Annotated in this window: 14 protein-coding genes; 8 read left to right on the top strand and 6 right to left on the bottom strand. The window is 70.6% G+C overall.

Features of this window, described 5'->3' with window-relative positions; genetic code table 11:
- Positions 1–376: 376 nt before the first annotated feature.
- From AB0L65_RS60555 to AB0L65_RS60540, 4 genes are read right to left on the bottom strand one after another with little or no spacing between them, the layout of a single operon-like run.
- Positions 377–856: a hypothetical protein gene (locus tag AB0L65_RS60555; protein WP_350730072.1), complete on the bottom strand. Its 480-nt coding sequence runs from the start codon at positions 854–856 to the stop codon at positions 377–379.
- A gap of 36 nt (positions 857–892) precedes the next feature.
- Positions 893–2,443 carry a glycerol-3-phosphate dehydrogenase/oxidase gene (locus AB0L65_RS60550; RefSeq protein WP_364266368.1) on the bottom strand — a complete coding sequence of 517 codons (1,551 nt, stop codon included), beginning with the start codon at positions 2,441–2,443 and terminating at the stop codon, positions 893–895.
- Positions 2,444–2,454: 11 nt separating this feature from the next.
- Complete coding sequence (gene glpK, locus AB0L65_RS60545) at positions 2,455–3,927, bottom strand: glycerol kinase GlpK (RefSeq protein ID WP_364266365.1); 1,473 nt, start codon at positions 3,925–3,927, stop codon at positions 2,455–2,457.
- Positions 3,928–3,983: 56 nt separating this feature from the next.
- Complete coding sequence (locus AB0L65_RS60540; protein WP_350730077.1) at positions 3,984–4,736, bottom strand: IclR family transcriptional regulator; 753 nt, start codon at positions 4,734–4,736, stop codon at positions 3,984–3,986.
- A 159-nt stretch (positions 4,737–4,895) separates the two neighbouring features.
- On the opposite strand from AB0L65_RS60540, the gene AB0L65_RS60535 reads away from it, so the two are divergent.
- Positions 4,896–5,516: a TetR/AcrR family transcriptional regulator gene (locus AB0L65_RS60535; RefSeq protein ID WP_350730078.1), complete on the top strand. Its 621-nt coding sequence runs from the start codon at positions 4,896–4,898 to the stop codon at positions 5,514–5,516.
- 1 nt (position 5,517) lies between these two features.
- Here AB0L65_RS60535 and AB0L65_RS60530 read toward each other — a convergent pair whose 3' ends face one another.
- The gene (locus tag AB0L65_RS60530; RefSeq protein WP_364266362.1) at positions 5,518–6,027 is read right to left on the bottom strand and encodes a hypothetical protein; all 510 of its coding nucleotides are present in this window, start codon (positions 6,025–6,027) and stop codon (positions 5,518–5,520) included.
- A gap of 111 nt (positions 6,028–6,138) precedes the next feature.
- On the opposite strand from AB0L65_RS60530, the gene AB0L65_RS60525 reads away from it, so the two are divergent.
- Complete coding sequence (locus AB0L65_RS60525) at positions 6,139–6,717, top strand: YqgE/AlgH family protein (protein ID WP_350730081.1); 579 nt, start codon at positions 6,139–6,141, stop codon at positions 6,715–6,717.
- On the opposite strand, the gene AB0L65_RS60520 is transcribed toward AB0L65_RS60525, so the two are convergent.
- Positions 6,718–7,326 (bottom strand): TetR family transcriptional regulator, encoded by a 609-nt coding sequence (locus AB0L65_RS60520; RefSeq protein ID WP_350730083.1) that lies wholly within the window; start codon positions 7,324–7,326, stop codon positions 6,718–6,720.
- Between the two features lie 159 nt (positions 7,327–7,485).
- On the opposite strand from AB0L65_RS60520, the gene AB0L65_RS60515 reads away from it, so the two are divergent.
- The 6 genes from AB0L65_RS60515 to AB0L65_RS60490 all read left to right on the top strand — a co-directional run bounded on the left by AB0L65_RS60515 (position 7,486) and on the right by AB0L65_RS60490 (position 14,678).
- Positions 7,486–9,081 carry a DHA2 family efflux MFS transporter permease subunit gene (locus AB0L65_RS60515; RefSeq protein ID WP_364266357.1) on the top strand — a complete coding sequence of 532 codons (1,596 nt, stop codon included), beginning with the start codon at positions 7,486–7,488 and terminating at the stop codon, positions 9,079–9,081.
- Between the two features lie 50 nt (positions 9,082–9,131).
- Positions 9,132–9,434: a DUF3039 domain-containing protein gene (locus tag AB0L65_RS60510; RefSeq protein ID WP_364266354.1), complete on the top strand. Its 303-nt coding sequence runs from the start codon at positions 9,132–9,134 to the stop codon at positions 9,432–9,434.
- Positions 9,435–9,523: 89 nt separating this feature from the next.
- On the top strand, positions 9,524–10,396 hold the full coding sequence (locus AB0L65_RS60505; protein WP_364266351.1) for a zinc metalloprotease: 873 nt from the start codon (positions 9,524–9,526) through the stop codon (positions 10,394–10,396).
- Positions 10,397–10,422: 26 nt separating this feature from the next.
- Complete coding sequence (locus AB0L65_RS60500) at positions 10,423–11,805, top strand: MFS transporter (protein WP_364266348.1); 1,383 nt, start codon at positions 10,423–10,425, stop codon at positions 11,803–11,805.
- Positions 11,806–11,887: 82 nt separating this feature from the next.
- Positions 11,888–12,802: a hypothetical protein gene (locus tag AB0L65_RS60495; protein WP_364266345.1), complete on the top strand. Its 915-nt coding sequence runs from the start codon at positions 11,888–11,890 to the stop codon at positions 12,800–12,802.
- Between the two features lie 124 nt (positions 12,803–12,926).
- Positions 12,927–14,678: a DEAD/DEAH box helicase gene (locus AB0L65_RS60490; RefSeq protein WP_364266342.1), complete on the top strand. Its 1,752-nt coding sequence runs from the start codon at positions 12,927–12,929 to the stop codon at positions 14,676–14,678.
- Positions 14,679–14,767: the final 89 nt, after the last annotated feature.

Genomic DNA, 14,767 nt, shown 5'->3' with positions numbered 1-14,767 from the left:
CCCGTGGCGTGAGAAGCATTATTTTTTACGGCGGAGCACGGGCCGCGCCAACCGCCGCCCGTGGCTGAGGGCCTCCAGGGGGACGGCCGCTGACCCGCACATGGCCGGCCGCCGCTACGGCGATCCTTTGACCGGCTCCGTGGCACCCGCCCGTCCCGCCGCCGTGCTCCTTGCGTCGGGTTCCACCGCACGGCTTCTCGCCGCACCGGCGCTCGTTGGGGTGCTGGCCGTAGCGGTACCTGCGACGTGGGTGGCTGGTGGGCGTCATGGGGCACGTGAGATGCATTGTGGCGCCTTGGTCCCGTCGTGGCGCCCGTGCGGTGGTTTGCCCGTCCGGTGGTGTGCCCGTTTCGAGGGGTGTTCGTCCGGTGGGGCGTCAGGCGGGTTGGGTGGTTATGGCTGGGATGAGGTGGTAGCTCTCCTGGAAGACGAGGTTGTGGGCGTCGCCGGCGGCGATCGCGCGTAGCGTGTCGAGCTGGGCCTCGGCGTCCGCACGGCCGAAGACGTTCAGCGGCCAGTCCCCGACCGTGTTGCCCCGCAGGTGCGGGTGGTGGAAGTCGCAGCCGTAGTGGGCGACGATCGCGATCGGCTGGTTGTGGGTGGCGCGCTGTTCCGGCCACGTCAGCGACCACATCGCGTTGAGCCCGCCCTCGCGCGACCGGGTGACCCCGCTGGCCACCACCTCGCCGGTGCCGAGCAGCAGGTCGGCGTTGAGCTCGTCGAGGGCTCTGCGTGCCACCGGGTCGAGCAGCTCGGCCGCCGTGGCGAAAACGTGTTCCTTGTCCTCCCGCGTGACAGCCCCTCCGTGGTCGCCGTCACGCAGGTCGCGGAAGTGCCTGAGCAGGGCTTCGTTCATCGGAGTGCACATGACTACCCCCTGCCCAGATCCGGGTCAGGTGAGCAGGGCGGCGATGCGATCGCGCACGTCAGGCGTGTCGAGCCCGCGGACCGTCAGCGTCGTGCGGCGGCGTACGACGTCGTCCACCGTGGCCGCCCACTCGCGGTCGCGCGCGTAGACGGCCTGGGCCCAGATGTCGGGGCCGTCCGGGTGGATGCGCTCGCCGAGGGCGGGGTCCTCGCGGATGAGCCGGGCCAGGTCGAACGCGATCGACCCGTAGTGCGTGGCCAGGTGCCTGGCCACCAGCGGATCCATGCGCGCGCCCGGGTCGCGGTCGGTCCACAGCCGCAGCGCCACCGCGTCGGGGCTGGCCAGGCCAGGCAGGGGCACGGCGGGCAGGATGTCGGCCAGGTCGTCGCCCAGGGGCCGGCCGGGCAGGTGGGCGAGCGTGTCGAGGACGTGCCTGCCGATGTGGCGGTACGTGGTCCACTTGCCGCCCGCGACCGAGAGCATGCCGCCCGCCCCCCTGGTCACCACGGTCTCCCGCTTCGCGGCCGTCACCTGCCCGGGGCCGCCGGGCAGGACGCGCAGCCCGGCGAAGGCGTAGGTGATGTCCTCGCGCCTGAGCTGGGCGTCGCGTACGGCGTGGCCGGCCTCGTCGAGGATCTGCGCGATGTCGGCCTCGGTGGCGCGCACCCCGCCCGGATCGCCCTCGTACGCCTCGTCCGTGGTGCCGAGCAGCAGGTGGTCCTCCCACGGGATGGCGAACGACACCCGGTACTTGTCGATCGGCGTGGTCAGCGCCGCCTTCCACGGTTCGTGGCGGCGCAGCACCAGGTGGGCGCCCTTGGACAGCCGGATGCTCGGCGCGGCGTCCGGGTCCTCCATGCGCCGCAGGTGGTCCACCCAGGGCCCGGTGGCGTTCAGGACGAGCCGGGCGGAGACCCCGAACTCGGCCCCGTCGAGCCGGTCGCGCAGGTCGGCCCCCGTGACCGTGCCGCCCGTCTTGCGCAGCCCGACGACCTCGGCGTGGTTGAGCACGACCGCGCCCGCGTCCGCGGCGGCCCGTACGGTCATGACCGCGACGCGGCTGTCGTTCATCTGGTGGTCGCCGTAGACGGCGGCGGCCCGCAGCCCCTCGGTACGCAGCGCGGGCACCTTGGCCAGCGCCTGGTGAGGCGTGATCACCTTGCCCATGCCGTCGCCGAACACCGACAGCGCCGAATACAGGAACACCCCGGCGCCCAGCTTGGCCGCCCCGTGCGGCCCGCCCTTGTAGATCGGCACCAGGAACGTCAGCGGCTTGACCAGGTGCGGCGCGATGTCGGCGGCCAGGGCGCGGCGCTCGCGGTGGTTCTCGGCGACCAGCCGGACGTTGCCGGTCTGCAGGTAACGCAGGCCCCCGTGGACGAGCTTGGAGGAGGCGCTGGAGGTCGCGCCGGCGAAGTCGCCCGCGTCGACCATCGCCACCCGCAGCCCGGCCTGCGCGGCCATCCAGGTCACGGAGGTGCCGAGAATGCCGCCGCCGATCACGAGCAGGTCGTAGGCGGTGCGCGAGAGCTCCTCACGGGTCTGCGCGCGGTCTGCGGCGGTCGTCGTCGTCATTGCCCCACTCCCTACTGCTCGACCCAGTCGAGGGTCCGGGCCACGGCCTTCTTCCAGTTGCGGTATTCGTGCTCGCGCGCGGTCTCGTCGATGGCCGGGCGCCACTCGGCGGCCTTGTGCCAGTTGGCGCGCAGGCTGTCGACGTCGGGCCAGTAGCCGGTCGCCAGCCCGGCGGCGTAGGCGGCGCCCAGAGCGGTCGTCTCGGCCACCATGGGCCGGATCACCGGCACCGCGAGGACGTCGGCGAGGGTCTGCATGAGCAGGTTGTTCGCGGTCATGCCGCCGTCGGCGCGCAGCGTGGTCAGGTCGAGCCCGGAGTCGGCGTTCATCGCGTCGACCACCTCGCGGGTCTGCCACGCCGTGGCCTCCAGCACGGCCCGGGCGATGTGCCCCTTGGTGACGAACCCGGTCAGCCCCGCGATCACGCCGCGCGCGTCCGAGCGCCAGTGCGGCGCGAACAGCCCTGAGAAGGCCGGTACGAAGTAGCACCCGCCGTTGTCGTCGACCGTCCTGGCCAGCGTCTCGATCTCGGCCGCGCTGGAGATCAGGCCCAGGTTGTCACGCAGCCACTGCACCAGCGACCCGGTGACCGCGATGGCGCCCTCCAGCGCGTACGTGGCCGGGCCCTCGCCGATCTGGTAGCCGACCGTGGTCAGCAGGCCGTGCTTGGAGACGACGGGCTCGTGGCCGGTGTTCATCAGCAGGAAGCTGCCGGAGCCGTAGGTGCTCTTGGTCTCGCCGGGCGCGAAGCACGTCTGGCCGAACAGCGCCGCCTGCTGGTCGCCGAGCGCCGAGGCGACGGGGACGCCCGCCGCGGTGCGGCCGTAGACCTCGGAGGACGGGCGGATCTCCGGCAGCATCGCGCGGGGCACGCCCAGCGCGTCGAGCAGCTCGTCGTCCCAGGCCAGCGTGTGGATGTTCATCAGCATCGTACGGCTGGCGTTGGTCACGTCGGTGACGTGGCGGCCGGTGAGGTTCCACAGCAGCCAGCTGTCCATCGTGCCGAACAGCACCTCGCCGCGCTCGGCCCGCTCCCGCAGCCCGTGGGCGTCCAGCAGCCAGCGGATCTTCGGCCCGGAGAAGTACGTCGCCAGCGGCAGCCCGGCCTTCTCCTTGAACAGCCCCTCGTGCTCGGCCAGCGCCCGGGTCAGCTGGTCCGTGCGGGTGTCCTGCCAGACGATCGCGGGGCAGACGGGCCGGCCGGTGGCCCGCTCCCACAGCACGGTGGTCTCGCGCTGGTTGGTGATGCCCAGCGCGGCGATCTGGCCGTCCTCGAGGCCGGCGCCGCTGACGGCCTCGGCCAGCACGCCCTGCACGGCCTGCCAGATCTCGGCCGCGTCGTGCTCGACCCAGCCGGGCTTGGGGAAGATCTGGCGGTGCTCGCGCTGGGCGACGGAGATGATGTTGCCGGCCTGGTCGAAGACGATGCAGCGGCTGGAGGTGGTGCCCTGGTCGATGGCGGCGACGTACTGAGTTCGAGGCACGGGGTTCCTCGCTTGGTTCTGGTTCGGCAATGCCGAACGAATGCTATTTCGTGGTCTTAGGGATGTTCAAGTGAGCGGGTGATCGCGCGGGCGGCGTCCCGTACGTACGAGACGAACTCCATGTGCAGGGCGCCGTCGGGGGCCAGCCGCTCGACGGCGCCGCGGATGCCGATGGCGCCCACCACCAGGCCGCGCGGGTCCTTGATGGGCGCGGCGATGGCCACCTCGCCCTCGGTGAGTTCCTCCGTCTCGGAGGCCCAGCCGCGCGTCCTGACCAGGCCGAGCTCCTTCTCCAGCGCCGCGGGGTCGACGATCGTGTTCTTCGTGTACGGCTGCAGCGGCGGCGCGGGCGGCTCGCCGTACGGGTCGTGTGCGAGCAGGACCTTGCCGAGCGCGCTGGCATGGGTCGGCAGGTATGTGCCCACCTGGAGCGTCTGCATGCTGTCGTCGGGCCGGAACACGTGGTGGATCACCAGCACGTGGCCCTCGTGGAGGGTGCCGATCCAGGCGCTCTCCCTGCTGCGCCCCGCGAGGGCGTCGGCCCAGTTGATGGCGCGGGTGCGCAGCTCGTTGACGTCGAGATAGCTGCTGCCGAGATGGAGCAGCGTGGCGCCGAGCCGGTATTTCCCGCTCGCCGGGTCCTGCTCGACGAACCCGACGTGGACCAGCGTGCGCAGGATGCCGTGCAGCGTGCCCTTGGGCAGGCCCAGCGCCCTGGCCAGCTCGGCCACCCCGAGCTGGCGCGGCCCCGAGGCCAGCAGCCTCAGGATCGCGGCCGCCCGCTCGACCGACTGAATCGTCTCTCCCACGGCCCGCACCCTAGCGCAGATTCGTTCGGTATTGCCGAACGGCCGAAGGGATGGAACCGATCTTCGCATGGCCGCGTCCAGAAGGTGGGGGAAATGCGCCGTCAATCCTTAATGGGATGACAGTTCCGTTAAAATGGAACGTTGCGACAAGGAGCGTAGATGGACCAACCTTCCCGTTCGGCGGGAACCGTGCGGCCAGGGGGCCGCACGGCGCGGGTGCGCGCGGCCGTCATGGAGGCCACGCAGGACGAGCTGGTCGAGCACGGCTTCCATGGCCTGACCATGGACCAGGTGGCGGCCAGGGCGGGCGTCGGCAAGACCACGGTCTACCGGCGCTGGGGGAGCAGGGCGGGCCTGGTCACCGATCTCATGACCGAGCTGGCCAACCAGTCCACGCCCCATGCCGACACGGGCGGCGTCGAGGCCGACCTGCGGGCCAACGCGCTGTCCGTACTGGGGGCGATCAACGACGGGCGGCTCGGTGCCACGTTCCAGGCGGTGATCGCCGCCGCCACCAGCGACGAGCAGGCCGCCGGCGCGCTGCGCGCCTTCTACCTGCGCAGGATCGCGGAGTGGGCCAACGTCGTGGACCTGGCGGTCAAGCGGGGCGAGCTGCCCGCGGGCACCGACGGCGCGGAGGTGATCCGCGCGATCTCCGCCCCGCTCTACTACCGGCTGGTGGTCACCAGGGAGCCGGTGACCGAGCAGGACGCGGAACGGTCCGTGGCGCGCACGCTGGCCGCCGCCAGGGCCGGCGCGTTCGTCGTGGAAGAGCCCTAGCTCACGGGGTCGAACGCGGCCAGATGGAGCCGTACCACCACAGGATGCCGCCCACCACGATCAGGCCGCCCGCCGTCGCCAGCTTGCCCATGAGGTCGGCGGGCGGGCCGGTGAAGGGCAGGTTGTCCAGGTGGTGGCCCCAGGGGCAGTCGTTCTTGACGCGGCTGGAGTCGACGAGCGTCTCCCGCTGCGGGTCACCCAGCGAGTACGCCTCCACGTCCGCGGTGCTGCCCTTGGCGACCGTCACCTGCCTGACGATCGACTTGTGGGCCGGAATGGCCCCCTTCGCCACGCTGACCCCGTCGGCCTGGACGTCGAAGCGCGCGGCCTCCTGGGTCAGGTTGTGCAGAGTGACGTGCGCGCGCCCCGAACGGCAGTGGACGTCGTCCACCGTCATCGTGAACGGGTCGCCGTGGTCCTCATGCCAGGGCCACGCCTGCGCGCTCTGGGGGAGGAACAGGACCGCGCACACCGGGAGTGCGGCCAGCACGAGACGTGTCCTGATATGCATGAGCTCCCCCCACCGAGTGATCTTTGCTACAGAAGGTGCCCAAGTGGGCACGAAAAGTAACATCGACGCACTGGGGGAGCGCGAGCCTCGCGAACCCTTCATGATGGAGGTATGGCGGAAGCGATCTACGTCGGCGGTTTGTTGGTGGCGACGCCGCTTCTCGACGACCCCAACTTCCGGCGTAGCGTCGTGCTGATCCTCGAACACGACCACGACGGCGGCACCCTGGGGGTGGTGCTCAACCGGCCGAGCGACATCTCCGTGACCCAGGTGCTGCCCGTGTGGGATCCGCTGGTGACCGGGCCCTCCGTGCTCTTCGAGGGCGGGCCCGTGCAGACGGACAGCGCGCTCGCGCTGGCGGCGGTCCCCAGCGGCGAGGAGCCGCTCGGCTGGCGCAGGCTGCACGCGGGCACCCCGGCCGTCTCCAGGATCGGGACGGTGGACCTGGACGCGCCGCCCGAGATCCTCCAGGGGGAGATCGCGCAGATGCGCATCTTCGCGGGGTACGCCGGCTGGTCGTCGGGCCAACTGGAGAGCGAGATCGCCGAAGGCGCCTGGTACGTGGTCGACTCGGAGGTCGGCGACACCTTCCACGCCGATCCCCGTGCGCTCTGGCGGCACGTGCTGCGGCGGCAGCCCGGCGAGCTGGCCTTCGTGGCGACCTGCCCGGACGACCCGACGATGAACTGACTAGCGGTCCCAGCCGGGCCGCAGCGAGCGCTCGGCCAGCTCGATGGTCTCCGCCATCCGCTGCGTGATCTCCGGCAGGCCGCTGTCGCGGCGCGGGCACTCGAAGCCGACGCGCAGGGTGCAGGCGGCGAACGCCACGATCAGGGGCGTGAGCATGTCCTCGTCGGGGTCCACGCCCCTGCGTGCGGCGATCACCTCGATGAGGCGGCGCTCGGTCGCCGCGCCCCTGGCCACGGACATGCCCACCAGCCTCGGGTGGTCCTCCATGAGCCGCCGCAGCTTCAGGAACCTCGCCCTGTCCTCGCCCGTTGAACCCTCCAGGTCGCCGACGACCGCGCGCATGGCGTGCATGAGCGAGGTGAAGGACGACTCATCCTCCGGGCGGGACGCCAGCGTCTCGAGCATGATCTCCTCGCCGTGGTCGTGGTGCCACAGCGCCAGATGATCCTTGCTGTTGAAGTAGCGGAAGAAGGTGCGCGGGGAGATTTCGACGGCCCCCGCGATCTGCTCCACCGTGGTCGACTCGTATCCTTGTTCGAGGAACAGGTCGAGCGCGGCGTCGAGGATCGCCAGGCGCGTCTTCTCCTTCTTGCGTTCCCGTAGACCCACAGCAGTCACTCCCTCGAAACCTTTCTGTCACAGTGTGCCATAAGTCATACGACGACGAATAAAACTCGTTTGTCATTAGTCAGCGACTGTCATAGATTACCTGAGGCTTACGAGATCTATGCCCCGGTATGGGGCGGTTCGTGTACTTAGGGGGACTTCATGGCTCACGCGAAGGCGGTGGATGCGCCGTCATCGCACGGCCCGGTGAAAACGGGGGCCGGCGGCAATCCTTGGCTCGTGCTGCTGGCGGTCAGCTTGGGCGTCATCATGGTCATGCTCGACGGCACGGTCGTGGGCATCGCCAACCCGTCGATCCAGGCCGACCTCAAGGCCTCGCTGTCCGACCTGCAGTGGGTGACCAGCGGTTACCTGCTCGCGCTGGCGGTGTTCCTGATCACCGCCGGCAAGCTCGGCGACCTGTTCGGGCACAAGCGGGTCTTCCTGATCGGCGTGGCGGGGTTCGCCGTCTCCTCGGTGGGCATCGGACTCAGCGCCGAGCTGGCCGACATCATTCCCGGCCTCTCCCCGGTGGGCGCGCTGATCGCCCTGCGGGTGCTGCAGGGCCTGTTCGGCGCGCTGCTCCAGCCGGCCGCCCTGGCGCTGCTGCGTGGAGCGTTCCCGGGTGAGAAGCTCAACCAGGCCATGGGCGCCTGGGGTGCGATCATCGGCCTGTCCAGCGCCGCCGGCCCGATCGTGGGCGGCCTCCTGGTCGAGAACGCGAGCTGGGAGACGGTCTTCTTCATCAACGCCCCCGTCGGCCTCGCCGCCCTCGTCCTCGGCACCATCCTGATCAAGGACAACCGCGCGCAGACGATGGCGCGGATCGACTGGCTCGGCGTGCTGCTGCTGTCCGGCGCGATGTTCTCGCTCGTCTGGACGATCATCAAGGCTCCCGAGTGGGGCTGGGGCGACAGCACGACGCTGACCTTCGCGGGCCTGTTCGTGGTGCTGATCGGCGCGTTCATCTTCTGGCAGAGCCGGGCGAGCCAGCCGCTGGTGCCGCTGTCCCTGTTCAAGAACGCCTCGATCTCCATCGGCACCGTGCTGATGATGATGGTCGCGTTCGCCATGTTCGGCGCGATGTTCTTCCTCGGCTTCTTCTTCCAGGGTGTGCACGGCCTGTCCCCGCTGGAGGCCGGCCTGCGCATGCTGCCGATGAGCGCCGGCATGATCGTCGCCTCGCCGCTGGCGGGCATGGCGATCGGCAGGCTGGGGGCGAAGATCACGATGGCCACCGGCCTGCTGATCACCGCGTTCTCGATGTTCCTCATGTCCCAGCTCAGCATCGACGCGTCGTTCATCGAGAGCGGCATCCCGTTCCTGCTGCTGGCCTTCGGCATGTCGCCGGTGTTCGTGGGCGCCACGGAGATCATCGTGGGCAACGCCCCGGTCAACCTGACCGGCGTCGCGGGTGGCTTGCAGCAGTCGGCCATGCAGGTCGGCGGCGCGCTCGGCACCGCGATCCTGGGCGCCGTGATGGCCGGCGAGATCTCCGACAAGCTGCCCGGCTACCTCGGCCCGGCTGCCCAGGCCATCCCGCCCGCCCAGCTGACGGGGCTGGAAAAGGCCGCCGCGTTCGGCACCGTCCCGCCCGGCCTGCCGCAGCAGATCGGCGACGCCGTGCACAACGCCTTCATGGACGGCATGCACGTGGCCTTCCTGGTCAGCACCGGCATCGCGGTGCTGACGGCCGTACTGACGCTGTTCGTCAAGGCCGGCAGGAAGACCGAGGGCGCGCCCGTCCACATGGGCTGAGCTTGATTCCACGTACGGCCCCCGCCACGCGGCGGGGGCCGTATCGCTATATGGGGGACCTGGTCGTCGTCGGGCATAAACTCTGTGGGGTGAGCACGACGAAGATCCTCCCAGAGCAGGAGACCACGCCCCGGACGTCGCACGGCGACGGCGATCACGAGCGGTTCGCCCACTACGCGGACAAGCACAAGATCACGGAGAGCATGGTCACGGGCACGCCCATCCGGGCGCTGTGCGGCAAGGTCTGGGTGCCCAGCCGCGATCCGAAGAAATATCCGGTATGCCCGGAGTGCAAGGAGATCTACGAGGGCCTGCCCCCGGGTGGCGGCGACGGCGGCGACAAGAAGCAGTGAGTGTTGCTGACCGGTAATCTCCCCAGGTCAAGCTACGGTCGGTAGCCAGACCGGCTCGATACGTAGTGGGGGATTGCATGGTCCGGCGCGTGACCGCCGTCTCGTTGGCATGTCTGCTCGCGGTCGGGTTCGCGCCACCGCTCCGTACCGAGGCGGCGCAGGCGTCGCGTTGCGCGGGCCACGTCCCGCGCAGGACGGGGCCGCGCTCGCCCAAGCCCGAAGACGTGGCCAAGGTCCTCGTCGAGCTGGGCAAGCGGCTCGCCGGCGTCACGACGCCCACCCAGGTCACCGTGCCCACGCGCGTGCACGTCATCACGCGCGGTGAGCGCAGGGTGACCGACGACGATGTCAGGGCCCAGATCGACGCGCTCAACTCCGCGTACGGCGGCACCTACGGCGGCGTCGACACCGGCGTGCGCTTCCGCCTGGACGGCATCTCGGTCACCGACAACGCCCTGTGGTTCAACGACCCCGTCGGCAACGAGCGGCCGATGAAGGTGGCGCTGCACCAGGGCGGCGCCGACACGCTCAACCTCTACATCGCCCAGCTCAGCGAGCAGATGCTGGGATTCGCCAGCTACCCGTACTGGTATGACGAGACGCCCAGGCTGGACGGCGTCGTGATCGACTGGCGCAGCCTGCCCGGCGGCGCGATGACCAACTACAACCGTGGCTTCACCGGCGTGCACGAGATCGGGCACTGGCTCGGCCTCTTCCACACGTTCGAGAACGGCTGCGAGCTGCCCGGCGACGGCATCGCCGACACCCCGATGGAGGCCCGGCCGACCGAGGCCTGCCCGGCGGACAAGGACAGCTGCGCGCAGCACCCCGGCCTGGACCCGGCGCACAACTTCATGGATTACGCGCACGACAAGTGCATGTCGGAGTTCACCGCAGGGCAGGCGGAGCGCATGCACCAGATGTGGGCGGTGCACCGGACCGCAACCACCCCGGCAGCCTAGATTTCCGGGCAAACTACGATATGTAGGTGACAGGTCCAAAGGCACTCGACACTCCCTACGAATCCACCCGCATCCTCAGCCCCGAATACCGCGTCGCGACGGTCGGCATCGTGCTGACCATCACCCTGGTCGCCTTCGAGGGCATGTCCGTCGGGGTCGTCATGCCGGCGGTGGCCCGCGAGCTGAACGCCCTCGACCTGTACGGGATCAGTTTCTCGGCCTTCCTCATCGCCAGCCTCTTCGCGAACGTGGTGGCGGGCCTCTGGTCGGACCGCCGCGGCTACCAGCTGCCGTTCCTGTCGGGGGTGGTGCTGTTCGTGGCGGGGATGGCGCTGGCCGGGGCGGCGCACTCCGCGGGGATGTTCCTCGTGGCGCGGGCCGTGCAGGGGCTGGGCGCGGGCGCCTCGATCGTGGCGCTGCTCGTGATGATCGCGCGGGTCTATCCGGAGACCCTGCGGCCCAAGGTCTTCGCGGCCGTCTCCGCGGCCTGGGTGGTGCCCGCCATGGTGGGGCCGGCCGTGGCCGGGTTCGTGGCCGTGCAGTGGGGCTGGCGGTTCGTCTTCTACGGGATCATCCCGCTGGTCGTGCCCGCGCTGGTGATGCTCGTGCCCGCGCTGCGCATGCCGTCCTCCTCCCATGAGCCGTCCACCGGCCCGCGCTCCAGGCCGGTCGCGATGACGCTGGCCGCCACCGCCACGGCGGGCGGGGCCGGGGCGCTGCTGCAGGGCGTGGACCTCCTGCACAGACGTCCCATGATCGGGGCCCTGGAGGCCGCCGCGGGCCTGGCGTTCCTGGTCTACGGGCTGTACCGGCTGCTGCCTGCCGACGCGCTGCGGTTCGCGCGCGGGCTGCCCACGACCGTGCTGATGCGGGGCTTCTTCTCGGCCGCCTTCTTCGGGGTGAACTCCTTCATCCCGCTGGCGCTGCAGGAGGTGAAGTCCTTCGACCTCAAGCTCGCGGGGATCGCGCTGACGACCGGGGCGCTGGGGTGGTCGGCGGGATCGTTCCTGCAGAGCAGGCGGGAGGGGGAGGCGTACAAACGGATCCGGCTGGGGGCGGGGTGCGTCACCGTCTCGATCCTGATCTGCATGCTGTGCGTCGTTCCCGGGGTGACCGGGTGGGTCGCGGTGCCCGCGTGGATCGTGGCCGGGTTCGGGATGGGGTTCGGCATGACCACGGTCAGCGTCACCGCGTTGCGGCAGTCCCCTCTGAACGAGCAGGGGGCGAACTCCGCCGCCCTGTCGGTCACGGACATGCTCGGGTCCGCCCTGGCGATCGGGGTCGGGGGCGCGCTGGTCAACCTGATCGGTCACGCCCCGGACGAGATCGCCACCGGGTTCGTCGTGATCTCGTTCCTCATGGCCGCCATCGCCCTCGCCGCCACGCTCCTCGCCGGACGCACCCGCTGAATTCCGTCCCTCCTGTCACACCGATCACGGTTCTCCTGACCTTCGCCGCGCGGGGTGATAGGACAGCGGTCAGGGAGGTGCCATGGAGGATGACACCGAGGACGACCGCCGGGTCTGGCCGCCTCAGCCCGCTCCCAGGCATCGCCGTACTCCTCCGCGGTACGCGTGGGGCGCGCCCCACGAGGAGGAGCCGCGGCGGGGGCGCACAGGCCCGCTGGAGGCCGTGCCGGACCCCGACCCGGAGCCGGTACGGCGGCATGCCCGGTCCAGCGGTCCTGAGCCGGTCCGCGGCGAGCCCGACCCGCTGGACCTCGGGCCCGAGGAGCCGTGGAACCCGCAGATCCGCAGGACCGCCTCGTACGGCCTGGACCGCGAGTTCGAGCCCTGGGAGTCGCTTCCCCCGTCCGCGCGCCTCTACGGCTCCCCGGCGGACCCGGGGCGGCGCACGGGCGTGTCCGGGAGGACGATGCGGCGCTGGGTGGTCGTGTCGGTGGCCCTGCTGGCGGGCGTGGGCCTGGTGGCGGGGGCGACCGTCGTGGTGCTGCGGGTCACCGCGCCTTCGGCGGAGAGCGGGCAGCTGAGCGACTCCCTGGCCAAGGTGTCGGTGGCGCTGCCGCAGGGGTGGAGCCAGGAGCCGGTGCCGCCCGTGACGGGCTTCACCTCCGTGGCCAGGGACGGCGACGGCGGGCTCGTCATGGCCAGGCCGGTCACGGGGGCCGTGGCGGACGCCAAGAAGGCCACGGCGGAGGCGGCGGAGCTCTACTCCCGGCTGCTGCTCAAAGGAGACCGGGTGACCGTCGTCGAGGACAAGGAGCTCCCCGGAGGCCACACCCGGGCGCTGCGGGCGGAATATCAGGATGTGGTCAACCGGCCGGCGTTCCTGAGAGTGACGCTTCTCACTCGCGCGGGCTCCGCCGTCATGCTCCTCGGGCTGCTCCAACCCGAGGAAACCGCACGCAGACAGGCCCTCGACACGGTCATGACGAAGATCAAATGACCCGCATAGCACGCGGGGAAGACCTTGGCCAGAATCCTCAACTCACGGCACGTCTTGTCGGTCGGCCCGATTACTATCGGGTCACTGTGAGAGAGCGAAGCACACCAACCCCAGAGGTGATGCGGTGAGCACCTTCGCCGCGTCCCACCTTTCGCCTTCCTATCCCGACCGAGCAGCATGGGGCACCGCCCCCAAGCTCCGCGCGTGGCAGCAGGAGGCGTTCGACCTCTACTTCAGGCGCGAGCCGCGTGACTTCCTCACCGTGGCGACCCCGGGCGCGGGCAAGACGACCTATGCCCTGCGCATCGCCAGCGAGCTGCTCGCCAACGGCGTGATCAGGTCGATCACGATCGTCACGCCCACCGAGCACCTCAAGCGGCAGTGGGCTGACGCCGCCGCGCGGGTCGGCATCGGCATCGACCCCGAGTTCAAGAACAGCCAGGGCACGACCTCGCGCGACTACACCGGGGTGGCGGTGACGTACGCGCAGGTCGCCATGCACCCCGCGCTGCACCGGGCGCGCACGGAGGCGCGCAAGACGCTGGTGATCTTCGACGAGATCCACCACGCGGGCGACGCCAAGTCGTGGGGCGACGGCGTGAGCGAGGCGTTCGAGCCCGCCACGCGCCGCCTCCAGCTCACCGGCACGCCGTTCAGGTCCGACGACAACCCGATCCCGTTCGTCGGCTACGAGGAGGACGCCGAGGGCCTCAAGCGCAGCGTCGCCGACTACTCCTACGGCTACGGCCCGGCGCTCGACGACGGCGTCGTGCGCCCCGTCATCTTCCTGGCCTACTCCGGCGAGATGAAGTGGCGCACGCGGGCGGGCGACGAGATCGCCGCGACCCTCGGCACGCCGCTCACCAAGGACCAGCTCTCGCAGGCGTGGCGGGCCGCGCTCGACCCGAAGGGCGACTGGATCCGCCAGGTCATGCAGGCCGCCGACCGGCGGCTCACCGAGGTGCGCAGGGGTGTGCCCGACGCGGGCGGCCTGGTCATCGCCACCGACCACGAGACGGCCCGGGCCTACGCCCGCCACCTGCGCAACATCACCGGCGAGGGCGCCACCGTGGTCCTCTCCGACGACCCCGGCGCGTCGAAGAAGATCAAGCAGTTCACGGCCTCGCCGGACCGCTGGCTGGTGGCCGTGCGCATGGTGTCGGAGGGCGTCGACATCCCCCGCCTGTGCGTGGGCGTCTACGCCACCTCCACCTCGACCCCGCTCTTCTTCGCCCAGGCCGTGGGCCGCTTCGTGCGGGCCCGCAAGCGCGGCGAGACCGCCTCGGTCTTCCTCCCCTCGGTGCCCACGCTCATGGGGCTGGCCAACGAGATGGAGGTCGAGCGCGACCACGTGCTCAACAAGCGGCCTCCCGAGGACGGGCTGGACGACAGCCTCCTGGAGCAGGCCAACCGCCAGAAGGACAACCCCGACGTCCTGGGTGACGAGCTTCCGTTCGAGACGATGGAGACGTCGGCCACGTTCGACCGGGTGCTGTTCGACGGCGGCGAGTTCGGCACGGGCGCGGCGGTCGGCTCGGCGGAGGAAGAGGACTTCCTCGGCCTGCCGGGGTTGCTGGAGCCCGACCAGGTGGCGACGCTGCTGCGCAAGCGGCAGTCCGACCAGCAGGCGGCCAGGCGCAAGCAGGAGGAGGAGCAGCCGCGCGAGACGCTGGCGCCGCACGAGCAGATCGCGGACCTGCGGCGCGAGCTCAACGGCCTGGTGGGCGCCTGGAACCACCGCACGGGTCAGCCGCACGGGGTCATCCACTCGGACCTGCGCCGCTCGTGCGGCGGGCCGCCGATCGCTCAGGCGACGGCGGAGCAGATCCAGGAGCGGATCGACACCATCCGCCGCTGGGCCACCCAGCGCCGCTAGCCCCGTTTTCCGCATGTGAGTGATCTTCAGCGGAGGTCTCGTGGATCGATGTCGAGGAGGTCCAGGAGATCGAGTTGGAGATCGGTGGG

Source organism: Nonomuraea sp. NPDC052116, assembly GCF_040680035.1.
Classification (GTDB): Bacteria; Actinomycetota; Actinomycetes; order Streptosporangiales; family Streptosporangiaceae; genus Nonomuraea; species Nonomuraea angiospora_A.
The sequence above is the reverse complement of the archived record's forward strand: the minus strand, read 5'-3'. Positions and strand labels throughout refer to the sequence as shown.

Bases quoted from the DNA above. Each gene is read 5' to 3' on its own strand.
- AB0L65_RS60555 (WP_350730072.1), bottom strand. From the start codon at position 856: ATGAACGAAGCCCTGCTCAGGCACTTCCGCGACCTGCGTGACGGCGAC.
- AB0L65_RS60550 (WP_364266368.1), bottom strand. From the start codon at position 2,443: ATGACGACGACGACCGCCGCAGACCGCGCGCAGACCCGTGAGGAGCTC.
- AB0L65_RS60535 (WP_350730078.1), top strand. From the start codon at position 4,896: ATGGACCAACCTTCCCGTTCGGCGGGAACCGTGCGGCCAGGGGGCCGC.
- AB0L65_RS60530 (WP_364266362.1), bottom strand. From the start codon at position 6,027: ATGCATATCAGGACACGTCTCGTGCTGGCCGCACTCCCGGTGTGCGCG.
- AB0L65_RS60525 (WP_350730081.1), top strand. From the start codon at position 6,139: ATGGCGGAAGCGATCTACGTCGGCGGTTTGTTGGTGGCGACGCCGCTT.
- AB0L65_RS60515 (WP_364266357.1), top strand. From the start codon at position 7,486: ATGGCTCACGCGAAGGCGGTGGATGCGCCGTCATCGCACGGCCCGGTG.
- AB0L65_RS60510 (WP_364266354.1), top strand. From the start codon at position 9,132: ATGGGGGACCTGGTCGTCGTCGGGCATAAACTCTGTGGGGTGAGCACG.
- AB0L65_RS60495 (WP_364266345.1), top strand. From the start codon at position 11,888: ATGGAGGATGACACCGAGGACGACCGCCGGGTCTGGCCGCCTCAGCCC.